Source organism: Hymenobacter miniatus, assembly GCF_016427455.1.
GTDB classification, from domain to species: domain Bacteria; phylum Bacteroidota; class Bacteroidia; order Cytophagales; family Hymenobacteraceae; genus Hymenobacter; species Hymenobacter armeniacus.
The window spans coordinates 77,076-94,061 of the sequence record NZ_JAELXR010000001.1 but is presented as its reverse complement, the minus strand read 5'-3'; the positions used below and the strand labels follow the sequence as shown (position 1 = coordinate 94,061).

Sequence of the window (16,986 nt, the reverse complement as noted above, 5' to 3'; positions counted from 1 at the left end):
AACTAGGCGGGGGTCACCGGGGCGGGTGCCTCCATGTAGGTGCCGCAGTTGGTGCAGGTGCGCTTGGCGTCGTCCTGCCAGAAGGCGTTCATGATGGGCGGCAGCTGGGCCACGATGTCGGTAATCTCGGCAAACTCCTCGTAGAGCTTGTGCCCGCAGTTTTCGCAGTACCACTGGAAGCCGTCGAGCTCGCCGCCTTCGCGGTAGCGCTCCAGCACCAGGCCCACGGTGCCGGCCGGGCGGCGGGGCGAGTGCGGCACGTTGGGCGGCAGCAGAAACATCTCACCCGGGCCGATGGTGATGTCGACGGGCTGACCGTCTTCGATGATTTTGACGGTCATCGTGCCCTCAATCTGCCAGAACAGCTCCTCGCCGGCGTCCACGTGGTAGTCTTTGCGGGCGTTGGGGCCGCCCACCACCATCACGATGAAGTCCTTGTTGTCTTTGAACACCTGCTGGTTGCCCACCGGGGGCTTCAGCAAATGGCGGTGCTCGTCTATCCACTTTTGGAAGTTGAAGGGGCGGGTTATCATGGCGAAGAAGGTGGGTGGTTGGGACTGCTAAGCTACGGCCGGGGCGGCGTTTTGCCCTTTCGGCTACCTGCCGCGCGTTCGGCTGCATGCGGGCGCTACTTTTGCCACCGGAGCCGAGCGGCCCGTGCTTTTTTCGGCATCTTCTGGGGTGCCCAACCGCGTCATTTATGAACTACTGGCTGCGACTGAGCTTGCTGACGGCCTTCTACGGCGCGCTGTTTGCCGTGATTACCTGGCCGCTGGCGGCGCATTTCACGTCGGAATTTCTGGTGGTGCCCGGGCACGACACCTACATGTACCCCTGGAATGCCTGGCACTTCCGCACGGCGGTGCAAACCGGGCAACCGGTATTTCACACCGACTGGCTGTTTTACCCGCTGGGCTCTTGGCTGATACTGCACACCTACACGCCCATCATCGGCCTCATCAGCCTGCTGGTGGGCAACGACGTGCTGGCCCTCAACATAGGCCTGCTGCTGAGCTACTCGCTGTCGGCCGCCGGGGCCTGCCTGCTGGCCCGGCGCTGGGTGCAAAGCCCGCTGCTGGCCTTGCTGGCCGGGTTCATTTTTGCCTATTCGCCCTACAAGCTGCAGCGCCTGCCCGAGCACTACAACTTGGTGCTGACGGCCACGGTGCCGTTCTACGTGCTGGCCTTTTTGGACGCGTTTCGGTTTCGGGAGAAGCAGTTTTTGCCCGAAGTGCGGAGCTGGAAGGCGGCGGCCGGGTGCGCGGCGCTGGGCCTGGTCACGCTACTCAGCGACTACTACGTGCTGTTTGGGCTGCTGTATTTTTCGCTGGCCTACGCGGCGTGGTACTGGTTTGGGCTGGGCCGCATCCGGTGGCGGGAGTGGCGCACCTGGGCCTGGCTGGGCGGCGGGCTGGTGCTGAGCCACGCCCTCATCTGGCTGCTGCGCCGCTGGGGCGTAGAAGACAACGGCGGCTTCTGGTGGGGTGGCGACCTGGTCGACTTCATTATGCCGCCGCCCACCAGCCGCTTCGTGTATTGGGACTGGGCCGCGCGGCTCTACCACAACCCCAAGGTGTTCACCATGCCGGGCTCGCTGGAAAACACCCTGTTTATGGGCTATGCCTTGCCGCTGCTGGCGCTGGGGTTGTGGGTGTTGCGCAAGGCCCACCGCCGGCCCTTGTCGGCCGTGGCGCAGGAGCAGCAAGGCCGGCCGCTGGCCTGGGTGCTGCTGTTCTTTGTGATGCTGACCCTGCCCGCCACCCGCGTCTACGGCCACGACACCTTACACCTGCCCACGGCCCTGCTTCACTTCGTGCCGTTTTTCAACAACATTCGCTGCCCCACCCGCTGGGTGATGATGGTGGGCCTGCTGCTGCCCATTCTCACCTTCAGCGCGCTGGAGGCGGCCTGGAAGCCGCGTTTGCACGCCACGTCGCGCACCGCCCTGAGCCTGCTACTGGTGGGGCTGGTGCTGTTTGAGTACTGGCCCCGGCCCTACGAGCGCACCTCGCGCGCCGCCGTGCCGCGGGTGTTCCACCAAGTGGCCAACCTGCCGGGCAAAACCTTGATTCCCGTACCGCTGGGCATTGCCAGCGGCTACCGCGAAGTGGGTCAGTTCCAGCGCGAGCAGCTGTTTTACCAAACCGTGCACGAAAAGAAAGTGCCCATCGGCTTCATGGCGCGGGTGCCGGTCGAGGTATTTGCCGGCCTGCAAAATGACCCCGTGCTGGGCGCCGTGCTCTTCCGCCAAACCAAGCCCGACACCATCGCGCCCGCCCCGCCCACGGCCCCGCAGGTGCAGGCCTTTCTGCGCCAGTACGACCCCGCTGCTTTTGTCATCAACCCGGCCTTTCGCGAGCAGCCGGCCCACTTGTTTCTGCGCCAGCTGCTGCGGCCCTATGGCTACCGCGAGCAACTCGTGGACGGCTACGTGCTGCTCACGCCGCCAGCACGCTAAACCTTTTGTCGTTTTTTCTGAGCCCTACAACCTATATGAACCTTTCTCTCGAAAACCGCCGCGCCCTGGTGGGCGGCAGCACCCAAGGCATCGGTCGCGCCGTGGCCCAAGCCCTGGCCGAAAACGGCTGCGCCATCACGCTGCTGGCCCGCAACGAGGAACGGCTGCGCGAGGTAGCCGCCGAGCTACCCACGCCCGCCGGCCAAGCGCACGACTACCTCGTGGCCGATTTCGACGACCCCAGCCACGTGGCCGAGGTGGTGCAGGACTACCTGGCGCAGCACCCGGCCGGCTTCCACATTCTGGTAAATAACACCGGCGGCCCCGCCGGCGGCCCGCTGCTCGAGGCGCCGGTGGAGGCCTTGCGGGTGGCCTTCAACCAGCACGTTATCTGCAACCACTTGCTGGCGCAGGCCCTGGTGCCGGGCATGCGGGCGGCCGGTTTCGGGCGCATCATCAACGTCATCAGCACCTCGGTGAAGATTCCGCTGGCGGGCCTGGGCGTGAGCAACACCATTCGCGGGGCCGTGGCCAGCTGGGCCAAAACCCTGGCCAACGAGTTGGGCCCGCACGGCATCACGGTCAACAACGTGCTGCCCGGCGCCACGCTCACGCAGCGCCACCACTCGCTCATCGAAAAGAAAGTGGCCCAAACCGGCCAGTCGGCCGATGCCATCGAAGCCGACATGCTAAAAACCATCCCGGCCCGCCGCTTCGGCCAGGCCGACGAAGTGGCGGCGGCCGTGGCGTTTCTGGCCTCGCCCGCGGCGGCCTACATCAACGGCACCAGCGTGCCGGTGGACGGCGGCCGCACGGGCAGCCTCTAACGCCGGCGGCTTGATGAAGAATGAGCAAGGAAGAGTTGTCGTTGGGATAATTCTTCCTTCCTCATTCTTCATGGAGCGAGGCACCCGGCGTTTACCTTTGCCATTCCTTTGCCCGGCCCAGCTTTCTTCTTGTGGTAAAATTCGACACGCTTTCCATCGTCATTCCGGTTTACAACGAGGCGCGCACCATCCATCGGATTCTGGATTTGCTGCGCGAGCTGCAGCTGGTGAATAACATCGGCAAGGAAATCATCCTCGTCAACGACTGCTCCACCGACGCCTCGGCCGACACCATTCGGGCCTACGCCGCGCGCTACCCCGAGATGGGCCTGCGCCTGCTCGAACACCCCGTGAACAAAGGCAAGGGCGCCGCCCTGCACACCGGCATTCGCGAGGCCACCGGCGACTACGTCATCATCCAGGACGCCGACCTCGAATACGACCCCGAAGAGTACAACCTGCTCATCAAGCCCGTGCTGAAGGGCTTTGCCGACGTCGTGTTCGGCTCGCGCTTTATGGGCGGCAACCCGCACCGGGTGCTGTTTTTCTGGCACAGCATCGGCAATTACTGGCTGACGCTGCTCTCCAACATGTGCACCGACCTGAACCTGACGGACATGGAAACGTGCTACAAGATGTTCCGGCGCGACATCGTACAAAGCCTCAAACTCGAAGAAAACCGCTTCGGCTTCGAGCCCGAAGTCACCGCCAAAGTGGCCCGCGTGCAAGACGCCCGCATCTACGAAGTGGGCATCAGCTACTACGGCCGCACCTACGCCGAGGGCAAGAAAATCGGCTGGCGCGACGGCTTCCGGGCCATCTACTGCATCCTGAAATACGGCCTGCTGGGCCTGTAGCGCTGGCTGTCCCGGCGCGGAGGCGCAACGAAGCGCTGGCAACGGATTACCAGCCGCTCTTGGGCTTCATGAGTTCGGCTTGCACGTCGTCGATGTAGCAGCTCGAGCCGCTGTCGCTCAGCACGTATACTTTGAGTACGTCGTCGGGCAGGGCATCATCGGGCAGGGGCGTGTCGAAGTGCACCAGGTTCCAGGCACGGTTCACGCTGAGGTTGTTTTGCAGGCGCACGGCGTTCCAGACCAGGTTTTTGCCGTTGCGCTCCACGGTCATCACCAGCTTGTTGCCCCAGGCGCCGTAGTCCGAAAACACCCGGCAGGAGGCGCGGATGTACTGGCCCGGCTGCAGCCCCTTGTCCATGAGTTTGAGGGTGAGGGCAGGGCCGTAGGCGTGGGCCGGGTCGGCGTGAAACGACTGGCGGCTGAAGTAGCCTTGGTCGGCCGAAATGCCGCTGGCGGCGTCCACGGGCTGGTTTTCAAAATCAAGCTTGCCCAACACCTGCGCCGTGTAGTGCCGCTCCGATTCGGGCAGGCGCGACTTCACGTCCAGCAGGGCAAAATCCGACTGCGTGGGCATCGTTTTGTTGAACACCGCGAAATAGTAGCGCCGGTTCATCTCTTCGGGGTGAATGATGGAGCGCATGTACTGCCAGTGCTGAAACAGGTTCAAATCGACCAGCAGCACGGCCGCCACCACGGCCGCCACGCGCAGGGCCGGCCGGCGCTCGGGCACCAGCAGCCAGGCCACCGCGGCAGCATAGGGCAGGGCCAGCACGGCGTAGCTCTGCACCAAGGCGCGCTGCCCAATGCTGCCGCCGTACCACCAGATGTCCCAGGCCGACACCACCCACAGGTTCAGCACGGTGAAAACCAGCACCGGCACGGCAATGGCCCGGTGCGTGCGCCACAGCGCCGCCAGCCCCGCCAGCGGCAGCAGCAGCAGCGGCGAATACAGCAGCCAGCCCTTGCGGAAACTGAACAGCACCTCCCACAGGTGCGGCTTAAGGAAGCTGAAATGCTGGTCGCCGTAGCTGTAAAACAGGAAGTGCCCGGTGGCCCAGTGCCAGTATAGGGCCTGCGGCAGCACGCCCAGCACGCCGCCCAGCACCAGCAGCAGCACATCAACCTGCCGCTCTTTCAGCAACTCCAGCTTAGCGCGCACGGCTGCCCAGGAGCCCACGTTCCAGAGCAGCGGAATGACGGCCGCCACGGCCTCCGATGGCCGGATGAGCACCAGCAGGCCCAGCGTGAGGCCGATAAAAAAAGCCCCCAGCCGCGTGGGCCGCTCGTGCCACCTGATGGTGAGCCACAGCAGCAGCGCGTAGCCCGTAAAGAGGTAGTTGTGCGCCATGGCCGCGTCGAACACGGCGTATTGGAAGTAATTGGAACCCAGCACCAGCAACACCAGCACCAGGGTGGTCACCACGTCGGAAAAGTAGCGCAGCAGCACCCGGCGCAGCAGCCCCAGCCCCAGCAGCGCAAACAGCAGCCCGCCGAAGGCGATGGCAATCTGGTAGGGCGGCGAAAACCCGTCCTGCGGATAATTGAGCCAGCCCGCTGCCCAGTGGCCCAGAAAGAAAAACGGCGTCCACAGAACGGCTAGGCCGCAGGTGTATTTGGTCACGAGCATGCCCTCCGGGCCGCCCGGTACCTGAAACGCCTGGTAGAACGAACTGCTGGGCTGGTACTCGCGCATGATGTCCTGCGCAAAGGCCATGTGCCCCAGGTCGTGGTAAATGAAGTGCGCCGGCAGGTAGATGTAATACCCCATGGCATCCCAGGTCAGGATGGCCTGCACGTTGTGCGTGTCCCAGTACGGCGCCCACAGCCGGGCCTGCACCATCAGCACAAACAGCAGCAGAATGGCCAGCAGCGAATAGGGATGGGCAATGCGGAATTTCATAAAAGGCGGGGCGCACGGGTTGGGCGGCAAAACTACGGTGCCGTTTCATTCAGTAGCCCGCGCCTGGGTGCCGCCGCCTAATTTGCTTTGCGCAGCGTCAGGTCGTCGAGGTAGGTGGGCGCCGTGCCCTGGTCGTTCCAGAGGTAAATCTTGATTCGGTTGGTGCCCGTGGCGCTGGTGGGCAGGGTAATGGGCAGGCTCACGGCCGTCCATTCGCCAATCTTGGGCACGCTCTGCTCCAGCGGCAGCGCGGCGTAAAACACCTTGGTTTCGTCGGTGGGGCTGGCGTCTACCTGCACCACCAGCTTGGCCGTGCTGCCGGGGGCCGCGCGCAGCACCTGGCCTTCCAGCAGGAGGCGGGTGAGGGGCGTGGGGCTCAGGTCTTTCAGCTGGCGGGCGTAGGTGTAGCCAAACGCAGCTTCGGGCTTTACGCGCACGCTCCATTGGCCGCTGTGGGCCTTCTCGGTGGTCAGCGAAGCCGGGTCGGCGTCGCCCCAGCCGATGCTTTGTTCAAAATCGGCCGTGGCCAGCACCGCGGCGTCGGCCGGGTTACGACCGTTCGGTTCGTTGTTGGAGTGGCAGGCCGAAAGCAATGCCGCGGAAACCAAAGCAGCCGAAAAACGCATAAAACAAGAAGGGTAAGCGGTGGGAAAAAGAAGTGGGCCACGAGCAGGGCCGGGAAGGCGCTAGGCTTTCGTGACCTGCAAATCGTCGAGGTACACGGTGTCGTCGTTGCCAGCGCCCCACATGTACACCCGCAGTTGATTGGACGGCGCGGCGTCGGCCGGCAGGGTAAACTCCTTCTCCACCTTCGTCCACTCGCCCACTTTTTTAACGGCTTCGCCCAAGTTGATGCCTTCGTTAAATTCGGTGCCGTCAGCGGCAGTTTTCATCAGCTGCACGGCCAGCTTGGCGTCGGTGGGCTTGGTGATGTACACGTAGCCGCTGACGCGAATTTTGGTGATTTTCTCTGGCGACAGCTTGGCCAGCAGGTTTTTATAGGTCAGGCTGTATTCGATGCCTTTCTGGATTTTGATGGAATACTGGCCCGAATGCGCTTTCTCCCGGGTCAGCGACGGGCTCTCCGTGCCCCAGCCGTCCAGGGATTCAAAATCATTGCCCAGCAACTGATTTTCGGGCGTCGAGGGAGAAGCGCATCCGCTGGCGGCGGCCAGCAGGCCAAGGGCCAGGCAGATAGAAAAGCGCATCAGCAAAGGGCAAAACGGGTGATGGGGTAAAGGTAAGAGCCCGTCGGCTAATCCGGAAAAGCCGCGCTGTGGCGTAGTTTTGGCTGGCCTCTGCCGCGCGCGGGGCTGCCTTCAATTATTTCCACCTTTTCTGGCCTGTGGCCAACGTTCGCCCCGCTTGAAAATCTCGGTCGTCATTCCAGCCTACAACGAGGAAGAAAACCTGCCGGAAGTGGCGGCCCGCATCAAGGAGCACTTGAGCGGCCGCTACGAGCGAGAGCTGATTTTCGTGGACGACGGCTCGCGCGACGGCACCCAGCAGGTGCTGCGCGAGCTGCGCGCCCAAGACCCCGACATTCACTACGTGCTGCTGGCCCGCAACTTCGGCCACCAGAGCGCCTTGCGCGCGGGCATCGACTACGCCACCGGCGACTGCGTGATTTCGCTCGACGCCGACCTGCAGCACCCGCCCCGGCTCATCCCGGTACTGCTGGGCCACTGGCTGGAGGGCTACGACATCGTGTACACGCAGCGCCGCGACGACGAGAAGCTGCCCTGGTTCAAGCGCCGCACGTCATCGGCCTTCTACGGGCTGATGAACAAGCTGTCGAGCGTCAATTTTGAGCCCGGCACTGCTGACTACCGCCTCATCGACCGACGCGTGGCCGAGGTGGTGCGCGCCAGCCCCGACGTGGAGCTGTTCCTGCGCGGCTTCATCCACTGGGTGGGCTTCCGGCAAAAGCGCGTCGAGTACACGCCCGAGCCCCGCTTCCGCGGCACCACCAAGTACACGGTGCGCAAAATGGTGCAGCTGGCCCTGAGCGGCATCACGTCGTTTAGCGTGCGGCCGCTGCATTTTGCTACTCTGGCCGGGGCGGTGGTGTCGGGGCTGGCGTTCCTGTACGCCCTGTATGCGCTCTACATCACGTTTTTCACGTCGCGGGCCGTGGCGGGCTGGAGCTCGGTGCTGGTGAGCGTGCTCTTCATCGGCGGCATTCAACTGCTGGTGCTCGGCATCATCGGCGAGTACCTGGGGCGGCTGTTTGTGCAGTCGAAGCAGCGTCCGCCCTACCTGGTGCGCGAAAGCGACGACGGCCTGTCGCGCCCCGCTACCCCGGTTCAACGCTAAGCATTTCCCGCGCGCGCCTGCGCTTCGTTTTCGATGAATTTCCCTTTCCTCCGCTCCCGCTCCGAACAGCCCGCCGCCCGCCGCACCGATGCCTGGGTACTAATTGTACTGGTGCTGGCGCATCTGTTAGTGCTGCTGGCCCGGGTGGGCCCCATCCTGAAGCACCCGTCCGAGTTCCTGCTCACGCCCGCGGGCGACGGCATCAAAACCTACTACGCCTTCCTCTACTACCTGCAGTTCGACCACGGCGTGCAGTTCACGGGCATGAACTACCCGCACGGCGACCTGTTTCTCTACACCGACGGGTTTGTACTGCTGGCCTGGGTGCTCAAGGCCTGGAAAAGCGTGTTTGGCCTGAGCCTGGGTGGCGCGGTGGCAGCGCTGAACTGCACCATTTTGCTGTCGTCGTTGCCGGCGTCGCCGCTGTTGTTTGGGGTGTTGCGGCGCAGCGGCGTGGGCCGCTGGTTTGCGGCGGCGGCGGCCTTACTCATTGCGCTGCTCTCGCCGCAGTTTTACCGCCTGGAGGGCCACCTCACCCTGGCGCTGCCGTTCGTCATCCCGCTGCTGTGGTACCTGCAAATCCGCCTGACCGAGGCGGGCCTGACGCGGGCGACCCGGGGGCTATGGCTGGTGGTGTACGTCGCCACTAGCTTCCTGATGGGTCTCATTCACCCGTATTACCTGCTGCACGCCTTGCTGCTGCCGGTTGTGACGGCCTTGGTGCAGCTCGCCCAAAGCGCGGGCCGGCAGCCCCGGTGGTGGGCCCGGCCGATGTGGCTGCTGGCGGCCGGTGTGCTGCCGCTGGTGTTGTTTCGGGGCTGGCTGCTGGTGCTCGACCACGCCACCGACCGGCCCGTGAGCCCCTACGGCTTCCTGACCTACCACGCCAACGTGGCCAGCGTTTTCGGCCCCATCGTCGAGCCCTTTGCGGCCGTGTTTCAACTGATTTTCCGAACCGAAGACCCCATCTTCGAAGGCTATGCCTACGTGGGACTAACCGTGGTGCTCGGGCTGGTTCTGTGGGCTGCGCGCGGAGTGGCCAACCTGGTGCGGCGCCAGCCGGGACGGCTGCTGCGGCCGGTGCTGCCCGATACCCTCCGGCCCACGGTGTGGGCGGCGGTGCTCATTCTGCTGTTTGCCATGGGCTGGCCCTTTGTGTTTCCGACGTTTGAGGGCTTGCTCGATTACATGGCCCCGCTCAAGCAGTTTCGGGCGCTGGGGCGCTTCGCCTGGATTTTCTATTACGTGGCGGCGGTGCTGGCGGCGGTGCAGTTCTGGCAGCTGTACCGCATGCTGCGGCAGCGCGGTGCCGCGCGGGTTGGCCAGGCGCTGCTGGTGCTGCTGGCGTTTGTGTGGGGCATCGAAATCAAGTTCTACCTCGAGGCCGTGACCCGGCCCCTGGCCCGCAACAGCGTGGCCAGTTCGTTCATTGCCCCGCAGGAAAACTACTACGAGCTGCTGGCCCAGGCCGGCGTCAACCCCGAAAGTTACCAAGCCATCCTGCCCTTGCCCTACTATTCCGTGGGCTCCGAGAAATTTGACGTGAGCCCCAGCAACATCAGCGCGTTCGAGGGCTTTCGGGCCTCGCTGAACCTGCACCTGCCGCTGGCGGCCGCCATGATGGCCCGCTCGCGCAGCGAAACCACCTTGCGCCTGCTGGAAATGTTTTCGTCCGACCTTACCGCCAAGCACCTGCCGGCCGCGCTGCCCTCGCGCAAGCCGCTGCTGGTGGTGGCCTCGCGCCAAGATTCGCTGCGGCCGGCTGAGAATGCCTTGCTTCGCCGCGGCGCCCGCCGCCTGATGGCCACCGGCCAGGTGATTCTCTACGAACTGCCCCTGAGCGCTTTCGAAACTACCCGCCCGGCGCAGCTACGGGCCGATTTTGCGACGCGTCAAGCCACGCTGCTGCGCGAAGGCGAGCTCTGGCGCTCGGCCCCGGGGGCGGGCATTGTCTGGAACACGTTTGGGGCGGACCAAGCACCCACCGGCGTGAGCTTTACGCGGCCCGGCGCCGGGCACCTGCGCAAGGGCAGCCTGCTGCTGTTCGACGGCCCGCTGCCCGGCGCCTTGCCCACCGACACGGCCACGTACGAGCTCAGCATCTGGGCCTACGCCAAAACCAGCGACTGGCTGCCCGGCCTGCTCTACCGCCAGCGCGACGCCGAGGGCAAAGAAACCGAAATGGTGGACGACCAGCTCAAACGCTCCACCGAAATCAGCGGCGACTGGGTGCGCTACTCCACCATCATCCACCTGAAAAACCCGGCCAACCGCATCACCGTCGAATCGGGCGGCACCGACCTGGTGGTGGACGACCTGCTGATTCGGCCGCGCAGCACCAACGTGTATTGGCTGGACCAGCGCGGCCAGTTGGTGTTCAATGGCTTCCCACTGGGCGCTGGGCGCTTACTCCGCGATGGTTACTTCCAGGTCGTCGAGGTACACCACGCTGTCACCTACGTTGCCCCACATGTAAATGCGCAACTGGTTGCTGGGCGCCACGTTAGGGGGCAAGGTGAAAGTTTTTTCTACTTCCACCCATTCATTGGGCTTCTTCACCACCTCAGCCAGGTTAATGCCTTGGTTGAATTCGGCACCGTCGTCGGCAGTTTTCATGAGCTGCACCGTAAGCGAGGGTCCCGCGGGCTTGGTCATAAGCACGTAGGCCTTCACTTTTATCCGGTTGATTTTGGTGGGCGACAGCTTGCCCAATAGGTTTTTGTAGGTGAGGCTGAAGTCGATGCCTTTCTGAACCTTGATAGAATACTGGCCCGAGTGCGCTTTCTCCCGGGTCAGCGAGGGGCTTTCCACGCCCCAGCCTTCGAGGGACTCGAAGTCATTACTCGTTAACAGGTTATCGGGTTTGCTATCGTTTTTTGAAGAACAACTGCTGGCAGCCGCTAGTAGTGCAAGAGCTGCGTAAGTAAAAAGGCGCATTTAATTAAGTATGAGCGTACATGAGTCGGCAAAGGTAAGTGGAGGACAGCCGTTCTGGAAACCGCGCCAGCCCGAACAACACAGGAAAAATGGCCGCGACCCCAAGTTTGTCACGGCCGTAAACCAGCGCTGGCGGCGGGCCCGGGTCCGACGGCGCTCGTACGGAATAGCCGCGCCGGCGTCCTGCCGATTGGGGCCACAGGGCCCTGCGCGACAAGGCCGATTGCTGCTCCGGCATCACGCGGGTCGGGTCGGGCACCTCTTCCCGCCCCGCCGCCTTGGTCTCTGCCATCGCGACTGTTCAACCCGTACTTTTGTGTAGCATGGACCTCACATACGAAGCCAAGTATCACCAACTAGAAGAAGCCCACTGGTGGTTTGCCAGCCGCCGCGACGCGGTGTATGACCTGCTGGCTGCCTTGCGGCTGCCGCGCACGGCCGCCATTCTGGAAATTGGCTGCTCGGGCGGCCCCCTCATGCAACGCCTGCGCGCCGCCGGCTACGCCGACGTGACGGGTATTGACGTGAGCGAACCCGCCATTGAACTGGCTCGCGCCCGCGGCGTGGCCAACGCCTCGCTGATGGACGGCGCCGCATTGGAGTTTGCCGATGCTCGCTTCGACGTGGTGGTGGCTTCCGACGTGCTCGAACACATCGAAGACGAAGCCCGCGCCCTGCACGAGTGGACCCGTGTGCTAAAGCCCGGCGGGCAGCTACTAGTATTTGTACCTGCCTACGCTCATCTTTGGAGCGAGCACGACGTGGTGAACCATCACTACCGCCGCTACTCGCGCCAGGATTTGGTAGGTGCTCTGCAGCGCGCCGGCCTGCGCACCCGGCGCAGTTCGTTTTGGAACACGGCACTGTATTTTCCCACTGCGGCGTTGCGGCTGGGGCACCGGCTGGTTGCGGGCCAGGTGTCGCCCGCCGTAAAAGCAGGCTCGACCGGCTACCTGCGTCATTTTTCTGCCCCGGTTAACCGTATGCTGTTCTGGTGGGTGAAAGCCGAAAACCGTCTTTTACGGTTCTGTAATTTGCCTTTGGGCGTGAGCGTGTTTGCGCTGGCCCAAAAACCTGCTTAGCCCCTCTTTTCGCCAATTCCCTGCCTGCGTGGAACTGTCCGTCATCATTCCCATCTACAACGAGGAACCCAATATTGACGAGCTGTACCGGCGCTTGCTAAGCGTGCTGGAGCCTATGGTGCTGCCCGGCGGTTTCGAGCTGATTTTCATTAACGATGGCTCGCGCGACCGGTCCCTGACGCTGCTCATGAACTTGGCCGTCCGCGACCCGCGGGTGCGCTACATCGACCTGAGCCGCAACTTCGGCCACCAAATTGCCGTGACGGCAGGCCTGGACCGGGCTGCGGGCGAAGCTGTTGTCATTATCGACGCCGACCTGCAGGACCCCCCCGAACTCATTCCGCAACTGCGGCAGAAAATGCTGGAAGGCTACGAAGTGGTGTACGCCAAGCGCCGCTCGCGGCAGGGCGACAGCGTGGGCAAGAAACTCACGGCCCGCCTGTTTTATCGCATTCTGGCCCGCATCACGCACATTTCCATTCCGGTCGATACGGGCGATTTTCGCATCATCTCGCGCAAGGTGGTGGAAGGTCTACGTCTGATGCCGGAGCAGAACAAGTTCATTCGCGGTCAAATTTCCTGGATTGGCTACCGCCAAACCTACATCGAATACGACCGTGCTGAGCGCGCCGGGGGCGTAACTAGCTACACCTATCGCAAGATGATACGCCTGGCCCTGGACGGCATCACAGCCTTCTCCGATGTGCCGCTGAAAGCGGTCACCATCACCGGGTTTTTGGTTTCGGGCGTGGCTTTCTTGGTGGGACTGTATACGCTGTACGCGCGTTTTTTCAGCCATGACTACCAGCCGGGTTGGCCTTCGCTGATGGTGAGCATCCTGTTCTTAGGTGGAGTGCAACTCATTTCGGTGGGCATCATTGGCGAGTACATGACCCGCTTGTTGGCCAACGTGCGGCAGCGCCCACTGTATTTGATTTCGGATACCAACCTGCCGCCGGCTTCGGCGCCGGCGAAGTAACCAGCGGCGTTGCGGCGGGCAGGTTTGTTAGCTTTGCCGGCCTAGTCCCGCCCGTATGCTCAACCTGCTCAACTACATCAACGGCCAACTGGTACCGCCCCAGGCCGGCCGCTACCTCGACAATATCGAGCCTGCCACCGGTCAGGTTTACGGCCAGATTCCCGACTCTGGGCCCGAAGACGTGGCCGCCGCCGTGGCGGCCGCCGAGGCCGCCCTGCCCGCTTGGCGTGCGCTGCCGGCCGAGGACCGGGGCCGCCTGCTGGTCAACATCGCCGACCTCATCGACGCCAACCTGGAGCGCCTGGCCCGCGCCGAAAGCCAGGACAACGGCAAGCCTCTCAGCCTGGCTCGGGTGATGGACATTCCGCGCGCCGCCTCCAATTTCCACTTCTTTGGCACCTCCGCGCAGCACTTTGCCACCGAGGCCCACGTGCAGGAAGGCGTGGCCGTGAATTACACCGTGCGCCATCCGGTGGGCGTGGTGGGCTGCATCTCGCCCTGGAACCTGCCGCTCTACCTCTTCACCTGGAAAATTGCGCCGGCCCTGGCCGTGGGCTGCTGCGTGGTGGCCAAGCCTTCGGAAATCACCCCGGCCACGGCCTTTTTGTTGAGCGAGTTGTGCATAGAAGCCGGCTTGCCGGCGGGCGTGCTCAACATTGTGCACGGCAACGGGCCGAATTGCGGGCAAGCCATTGTGGAACATCCGGGCATCAAGGCAATCAGCTTCACGGGCGGCACGGCCACCGGGCGGCACTTGGCCCGCACGGCCGCGCCCATGTTCAAAAAGCTCAGTCTGGAGCTGGGCGGCAAGAACCCGAACATCATTTTCGCCGACTGCGACCTGGCCGCGGCCGTGGCCACCAGCATCCGCAGCAGCTTCGCCAACCAGGGCCAGATTTGCCTCTGCGGTTCCCGCATTTTCGTGGAGCGACCCATCTACGAGGCTTTCAAAGCGGAATTTTTGAAGCAGCTCAAGGACCAAAAAATCGGCGACCCGCTCGAAGCCGACACCAGGCAGGGCGCGCTGGTGAGCGAAGCGCACTTACATAAAGTGCTGACCTATATCAAGCTGGCCCACGAGGAGGGCGGCACCTTGCTGGCAGGCGGCCACCGCGCCACCGTGCCCGGCCGCTGCTCAACCGGCTACTTCCTAGAGCCCACAGTATTCGAAAACCTGCCCTTCGACTGCCGCACCAACCAGGAGGAAATCTTTGGCCCCGTCGTCACCCTCACGCCCTTCGATACCGACGAGGAGGCCCTGATGATGGCCAACAGCACCGATTACGGCCTATCCGCTACCCTCTGGACCCGCGACTTGCAGCGCGCCCACCGCGTGGCGCACCAGCTGCACAGCGGCATTGTGTGGGTGAACACCTGGCTGCACCGCGACCTGCGCACGCCCTTTGGCGGCATGAAAAACTCCGGCGTGGGCCGCGAGGGCGGCCTGGAAGCGCTGCGGTTTTTCACGGAAGCCCAGAACGTGTGCGTGAAGCTATAGGCCGCAGGAGCGGGCCACCGTTCATCGGTCCGGGTTGGCGGCATGATGCTAATGGTTTACGGGAATTCCCCCAAAGAAGGACCCTAACCCCCGTCGCCGTCTTACCTTTGCCGGCCGAACCACCCGCTTGCCCGCATGCCCCACCCCGCCTCCGATTACTATGCCCATCCCACGGCCGTCCTCGACGAAGGCTGCCAGATAGGCCGGGGCAGCCGCGTGTGGCACTTTTGTCACATCAGCGCCGGTGCCGACATCGGCGAGCAGTGCAACCTGGGCCAGAACGTCTTTGTGGCCGACGGCGTGGTGCTGGGCCGCAACGTGAAGGTGCAAAACAACGTGAGCCTGTACGGCGGCGTGGTGTGCGAAGACGACGTGTTCCTGGGCCCTTCGGTGGTGTTTACCAACGTGAAAAACCCGCGCAGCGCCGTGCCCCGCAAGGGCGCCGGCCAGTACCAGAGCACCTACCTGGAGCAGGGCGTGACGGTGGGCGCCAACGCCACCATCGTGTGCGGCGTAAGACTCGGCCGCTACGCCTTTGTGGGCGCGGGCAGCGTGGTCACGCACGACGTTCCGGCCTATGCCCTCGTATACGGCGCGCCTGCCCGGCCGCAGGGCTGGATGAGCGCCTATGGCCATCGCCTTGCCTTCGACGCCAACCGCCGGGCTATTTGCCCCGAAAGCGGCGAGCAGTACGAGCTAAGTACCGACGAACAATCGGTGCGCCCGCTTCCTAAAAACGAAAAACGAACCCCGAAAAACTAACCACGTGTACGACCAATTATTGCGCAAAGAGGCCACCCTGGCCGTCATCGGCCTCGGCTACGTGGGCTTGCCCATTGCCCTCGAATTCGCGAAGCAGCTGAAGGTCATCGGCTTCGACATCAACGCCGGCCGCGTGGCCCAGATGAAGCAGGGCATCGACCCCAGCGGCGAGCTGGAAAAAGAGGCGTTTGATGGCTGCGACATCACCTTCACCGACTCGCTGGAAGTGCTGCGCCAGGCGCAGTTCTACATCGTGGCCGTGCCCACGCCCATCGACGAGCACGCCATGCCCGACCTCAAGCCCTTGCTCGGCGCGTCGTCGTCGGTGGGCAAGGTGCTGAAAAAGGGTGATTATGTGGTGTTTGAGAGCACCGTGTACCCCGGCTGCACCGAAGAAGACTGCATTCCGGTGATTGAGCGCCTGTCGGGCCTGAAGTTCCCGAACGATTTCAAGGTGGGCTACTCGCCCGAGCGCATCAACCCCGGCGACAAGGAGCACACCCTGCGCCGCATCGTGAAGGTAGTGAGCGGCAACGACCAGGAAGCCCTCGACACCATTGCCAAGGTGTACGAGCTGGTGGTAGATGCCGGCGTGCACCGCGCCAGCAGCATTCGGGTGGCCGAGGCCGCCAAAATCATCGAAAACACCCAGCGCGACGTCAATATCGCCTTGATGAACGAGCTGTCGATGATTTTCGACCGCATGAGCATCAACACCTACGAGGTGCTGGAAGCCGCCGGCACGAAGTGGAACTTCCTCAAATTCAGCCCCGGCCTGGTGGGCGGCCACTGCATCGGCGTGGACCCGTATTACCTCACCTACAAGGCCAAAGAGCTGGGCTACGACGCCAAAGTCATCCTCTCCGGCCGCACCACCAACGACAACATGGGCGCCTACATCGCCCGCAAAACGGTGCAGATGATGATTAAGAAGGGCAAGGACGTGGCCAAAAGCCGCGTGCTGGTGATGGGCGCCACCTTCAAGGAAAACGTGGAGGATATTCGCAACTCGAAGGTGGCCGACGTGATTCAGGAACTGAAAAACTTCTCGGTAAACGTCGACATCGTGGACCCGCACGCCGACTCAAATGAGTTGCACCACGAATACGGCTTCCGCCTCACGCCCGCCGATGACGTGCGCAAAGACTACGACGCCGTGATTGTGGCCGTGGGCCACCAGCCCTACGCCGCCAAAGACGAGGCATATTTCCAGTCCATCACCTCCGAAAATGCCGTGCTGGTCGACATCAAAGGCCTGTACCGGGGCAAGATGAAGGACCTGCAGTACTGGAGCCTGTAACCCATGGGCGAATGCGTGAATGGGTGAGGTAATACATTTTCCTGCTTTTTCGCTCAGTTGCCCATTCACT

The 16,986-nt window shown here is 63.3% G+C and carries 14 protein-coding genes and 1 pseudogene; 10 read left to right on the top strand and 5 right to left on the bottom strand.

The window, feature by feature from the left end:
• Window positions 1-2 precede the first annotated feature (2 nt).
• The gene (locus tag JAO73_RS00410) at window positions 3-533 is read right to left on the bottom strand and encodes a 3-hydroxyanthranilate 3,4-dioxygenase (RefSeq protein ID WP_198975226.1); all 531 of its coding nucleotides are present in this window, start codon (window positions 531-533) and stop codon (window positions 3-5) included.
• A 167-nt stretch (window positions 534-700) separates the two neighbouring features.
• On the opposite strand from JAO73_RS00410, the gene JAO73_RS00405 reads away from it, so the two are divergent.
• The 3 genes from JAO73_RS00405 (at window position 701) to JAO73_RS00395 (ending at window position 4,142) form a co-directional block, all read left to right on the top strand.
• Window positions 701-2,458, top strand: coding sequence for a DUF6311 domain-containing protein (locus JAO73_RS00405; RefSeq protein WP_198975225.1), 1,758 nt, complete (start codon window positions 701-703; stop codon window positions 2,456-2,458).
• A 35-nt stretch (window positions 2,459-2,493) separates the two neighbouring features.
• Window positions 2,494-3,285 carry an SDR family oxidoreductase gene (locus JAO73_RS00400; protein WP_198975224.1) on the top strand — a complete coding sequence of 264 codons (792 nt, stop codon included), beginning with the start codon at window positions 2,494-2,496 and terminating at the stop codon, window positions 3,283-3,285.
• 131 nt (window positions 3,286-3,416) lie between these two features.
• Entirely contained in the window at window positions 3,417-4,142 is a 726-nt protein-coding gene (locus JAO73_RS00395) for a glycosyltransferase family 2 protein (protein WP_198975223.1), read from the top strand.
• Window positions 4,143-4,188: 46 nt separating this feature from the next.
• On the opposite strand, the gene JAO73_RS00390 is transcribed toward JAO73_RS00395, so the two are convergent.
• The 3 genes from JAO73_RS00390 to JAO73_RS00380 all read right to left on the bottom strand — a co-directional run bounded on the left by JAO73_RS00390 (window position 4,189) and on the right by JAO73_RS00380 (window position 7,250).
• The gene (locus JAO73_RS00390) at window positions 4,189-6,042 is read right to left on the bottom strand and encodes a hypothetical protein (RefSeq protein ID WP_198975222.1); all 1,854 of its coding nucleotides are present in this window, start codon (window positions 6,040-6,042) and stop codon (window positions 4,189-4,191) included.
• A gap of 77 nt (window positions 6,043-6,119) precedes the next feature.
• Window positions 6,120-6,668, bottom strand: coding sequence for a hypothetical protein (locus JAO73_RS00385; RefSeq protein ID WP_198975221.1), 549 nt, complete (start codon window positions 6,666-6,668; stop codon window positions 6,120-6,122).
• Between the two features lie 60 nt (window positions 6,669-6,728).
• Entirely contained in the window at window positions 6,729-7,250 is a 522-nt protein-coding gene (locus JAO73_RS00380; protein WP_198975220.1) for a carbohydrate binding domain-containing protein, read from the bottom strand.
• Window positions 7,251-7,407: 157 nt separating this feature from the next.
• Here JAO73_RS00380 and JAO73_RS00375 point away from each other — a divergent pair, with 157 nt between their 5' ends.
• Together JAO73_RS00375 and JAO73_RS23525 are read left to right on the top strand one after the other, a co-directional pair.
• The gene (locus JAO73_RS00375; RefSeq protein ID WP_198975219.1) at window positions 7,408-8,358 is read left to right on the top strand and encodes a glycosyltransferase family 2 protein; all 951 of its coding nucleotides are present in this window, start codon (window positions 7,408-7,410) and stop codon (window positions 8,356-8,358) included.
• Between the two features lie 33 nt (window positions 8,359-8,391).
• A pseudogene (locus tag JAO73_RS23525) lies at window positions 8,392-9,663 on the top strand (DUF6311 domain-containing protein); the annotation flags it as partial.
• A 1,101-nt stretch (window positions 9,664-10,764) separates the two neighbouring features.
• On the opposite strand, the gene JAO73_RS23460 reads toward JAO73_RS23525, so the two are convergent.
• Window positions 10,765-11,295, bottom strand: a complete 531-nt coding sequence (locus JAO73_RS23460) for a carbohydrate binding domain-containing protein (RefSeq protein ID WP_198975218.1) — start codon at window positions 11,293-11,295, stop codon at window positions 10,765-10,767.
• A 323-nt stretch (window positions 11,296-11,618) separates the two neighbouring features.
• On the opposite strand from JAO73_RS23460, the gene JAO73_RS00365 reads away from it, so the two are divergent.
• The 5 genes from JAO73_RS00365 to JAO73_RS00345 all read left to right on the top strand — a co-directional run bounded on the left by JAO73_RS00365 (window position 11,619) and on the right by JAO73_RS00345 (window position 16,916).
• Entirely contained in the window at window positions 11,619-12,377 is a 759-nt protein-coding gene (locus JAO73_RS00365; RefSeq protein WP_198975217.1) for a class I SAM-dependent methyltransferase, read from the top strand.
• 28 nt (window positions 12,378-12,405) lie between these two features.
• Window positions 12,406-13,356: a glycosyltransferase family 2 protein gene (locus JAO73_RS00360; RefSeq protein WP_198975216.1), complete on the top strand. Its 951-nt coding sequence runs from the start codon at window positions 12,406-12,408 to the stop codon at window positions 13,354-13,356.
• A gap of 55 nt (window positions 13,357-13,411) precedes the next feature.
• Window positions 13,412-14,854 carry an aldehyde dehydrogenase gene (locus JAO73_RS00355; protein WP_198975215.1) on the top strand — a complete coding sequence of 481 codons (1,443 nt, stop codon included), beginning with the start codon at window positions 13,412-13,414 and terminating at the stop codon, window positions 14,852-14,854.
• A 135-nt stretch (window positions 14,855-14,989) separates the two neighbouring features.
• Entirely contained in the window at window positions 14,990-15,616 is a 627-nt protein-coding gene (locus JAO73_RS00350; protein WP_198975214.1) for an acyltransferase, read from the top strand.
• A 4-nt stretch (window positions 15,617-15,620) separates the two neighbouring features.
• On the top strand, window positions 15,621-16,916 hold the full coding sequence (locus tag JAO73_RS00345) for a nucleotide sugar dehydrogenase (protein ID WP_190926116.1): 1,296 nt from the start codon (window positions 15,621-15,623) through the stop codon (window positions 16,914-16,916).
• Window positions 16,917-16,986: the final 70 nt, after the last annotated feature.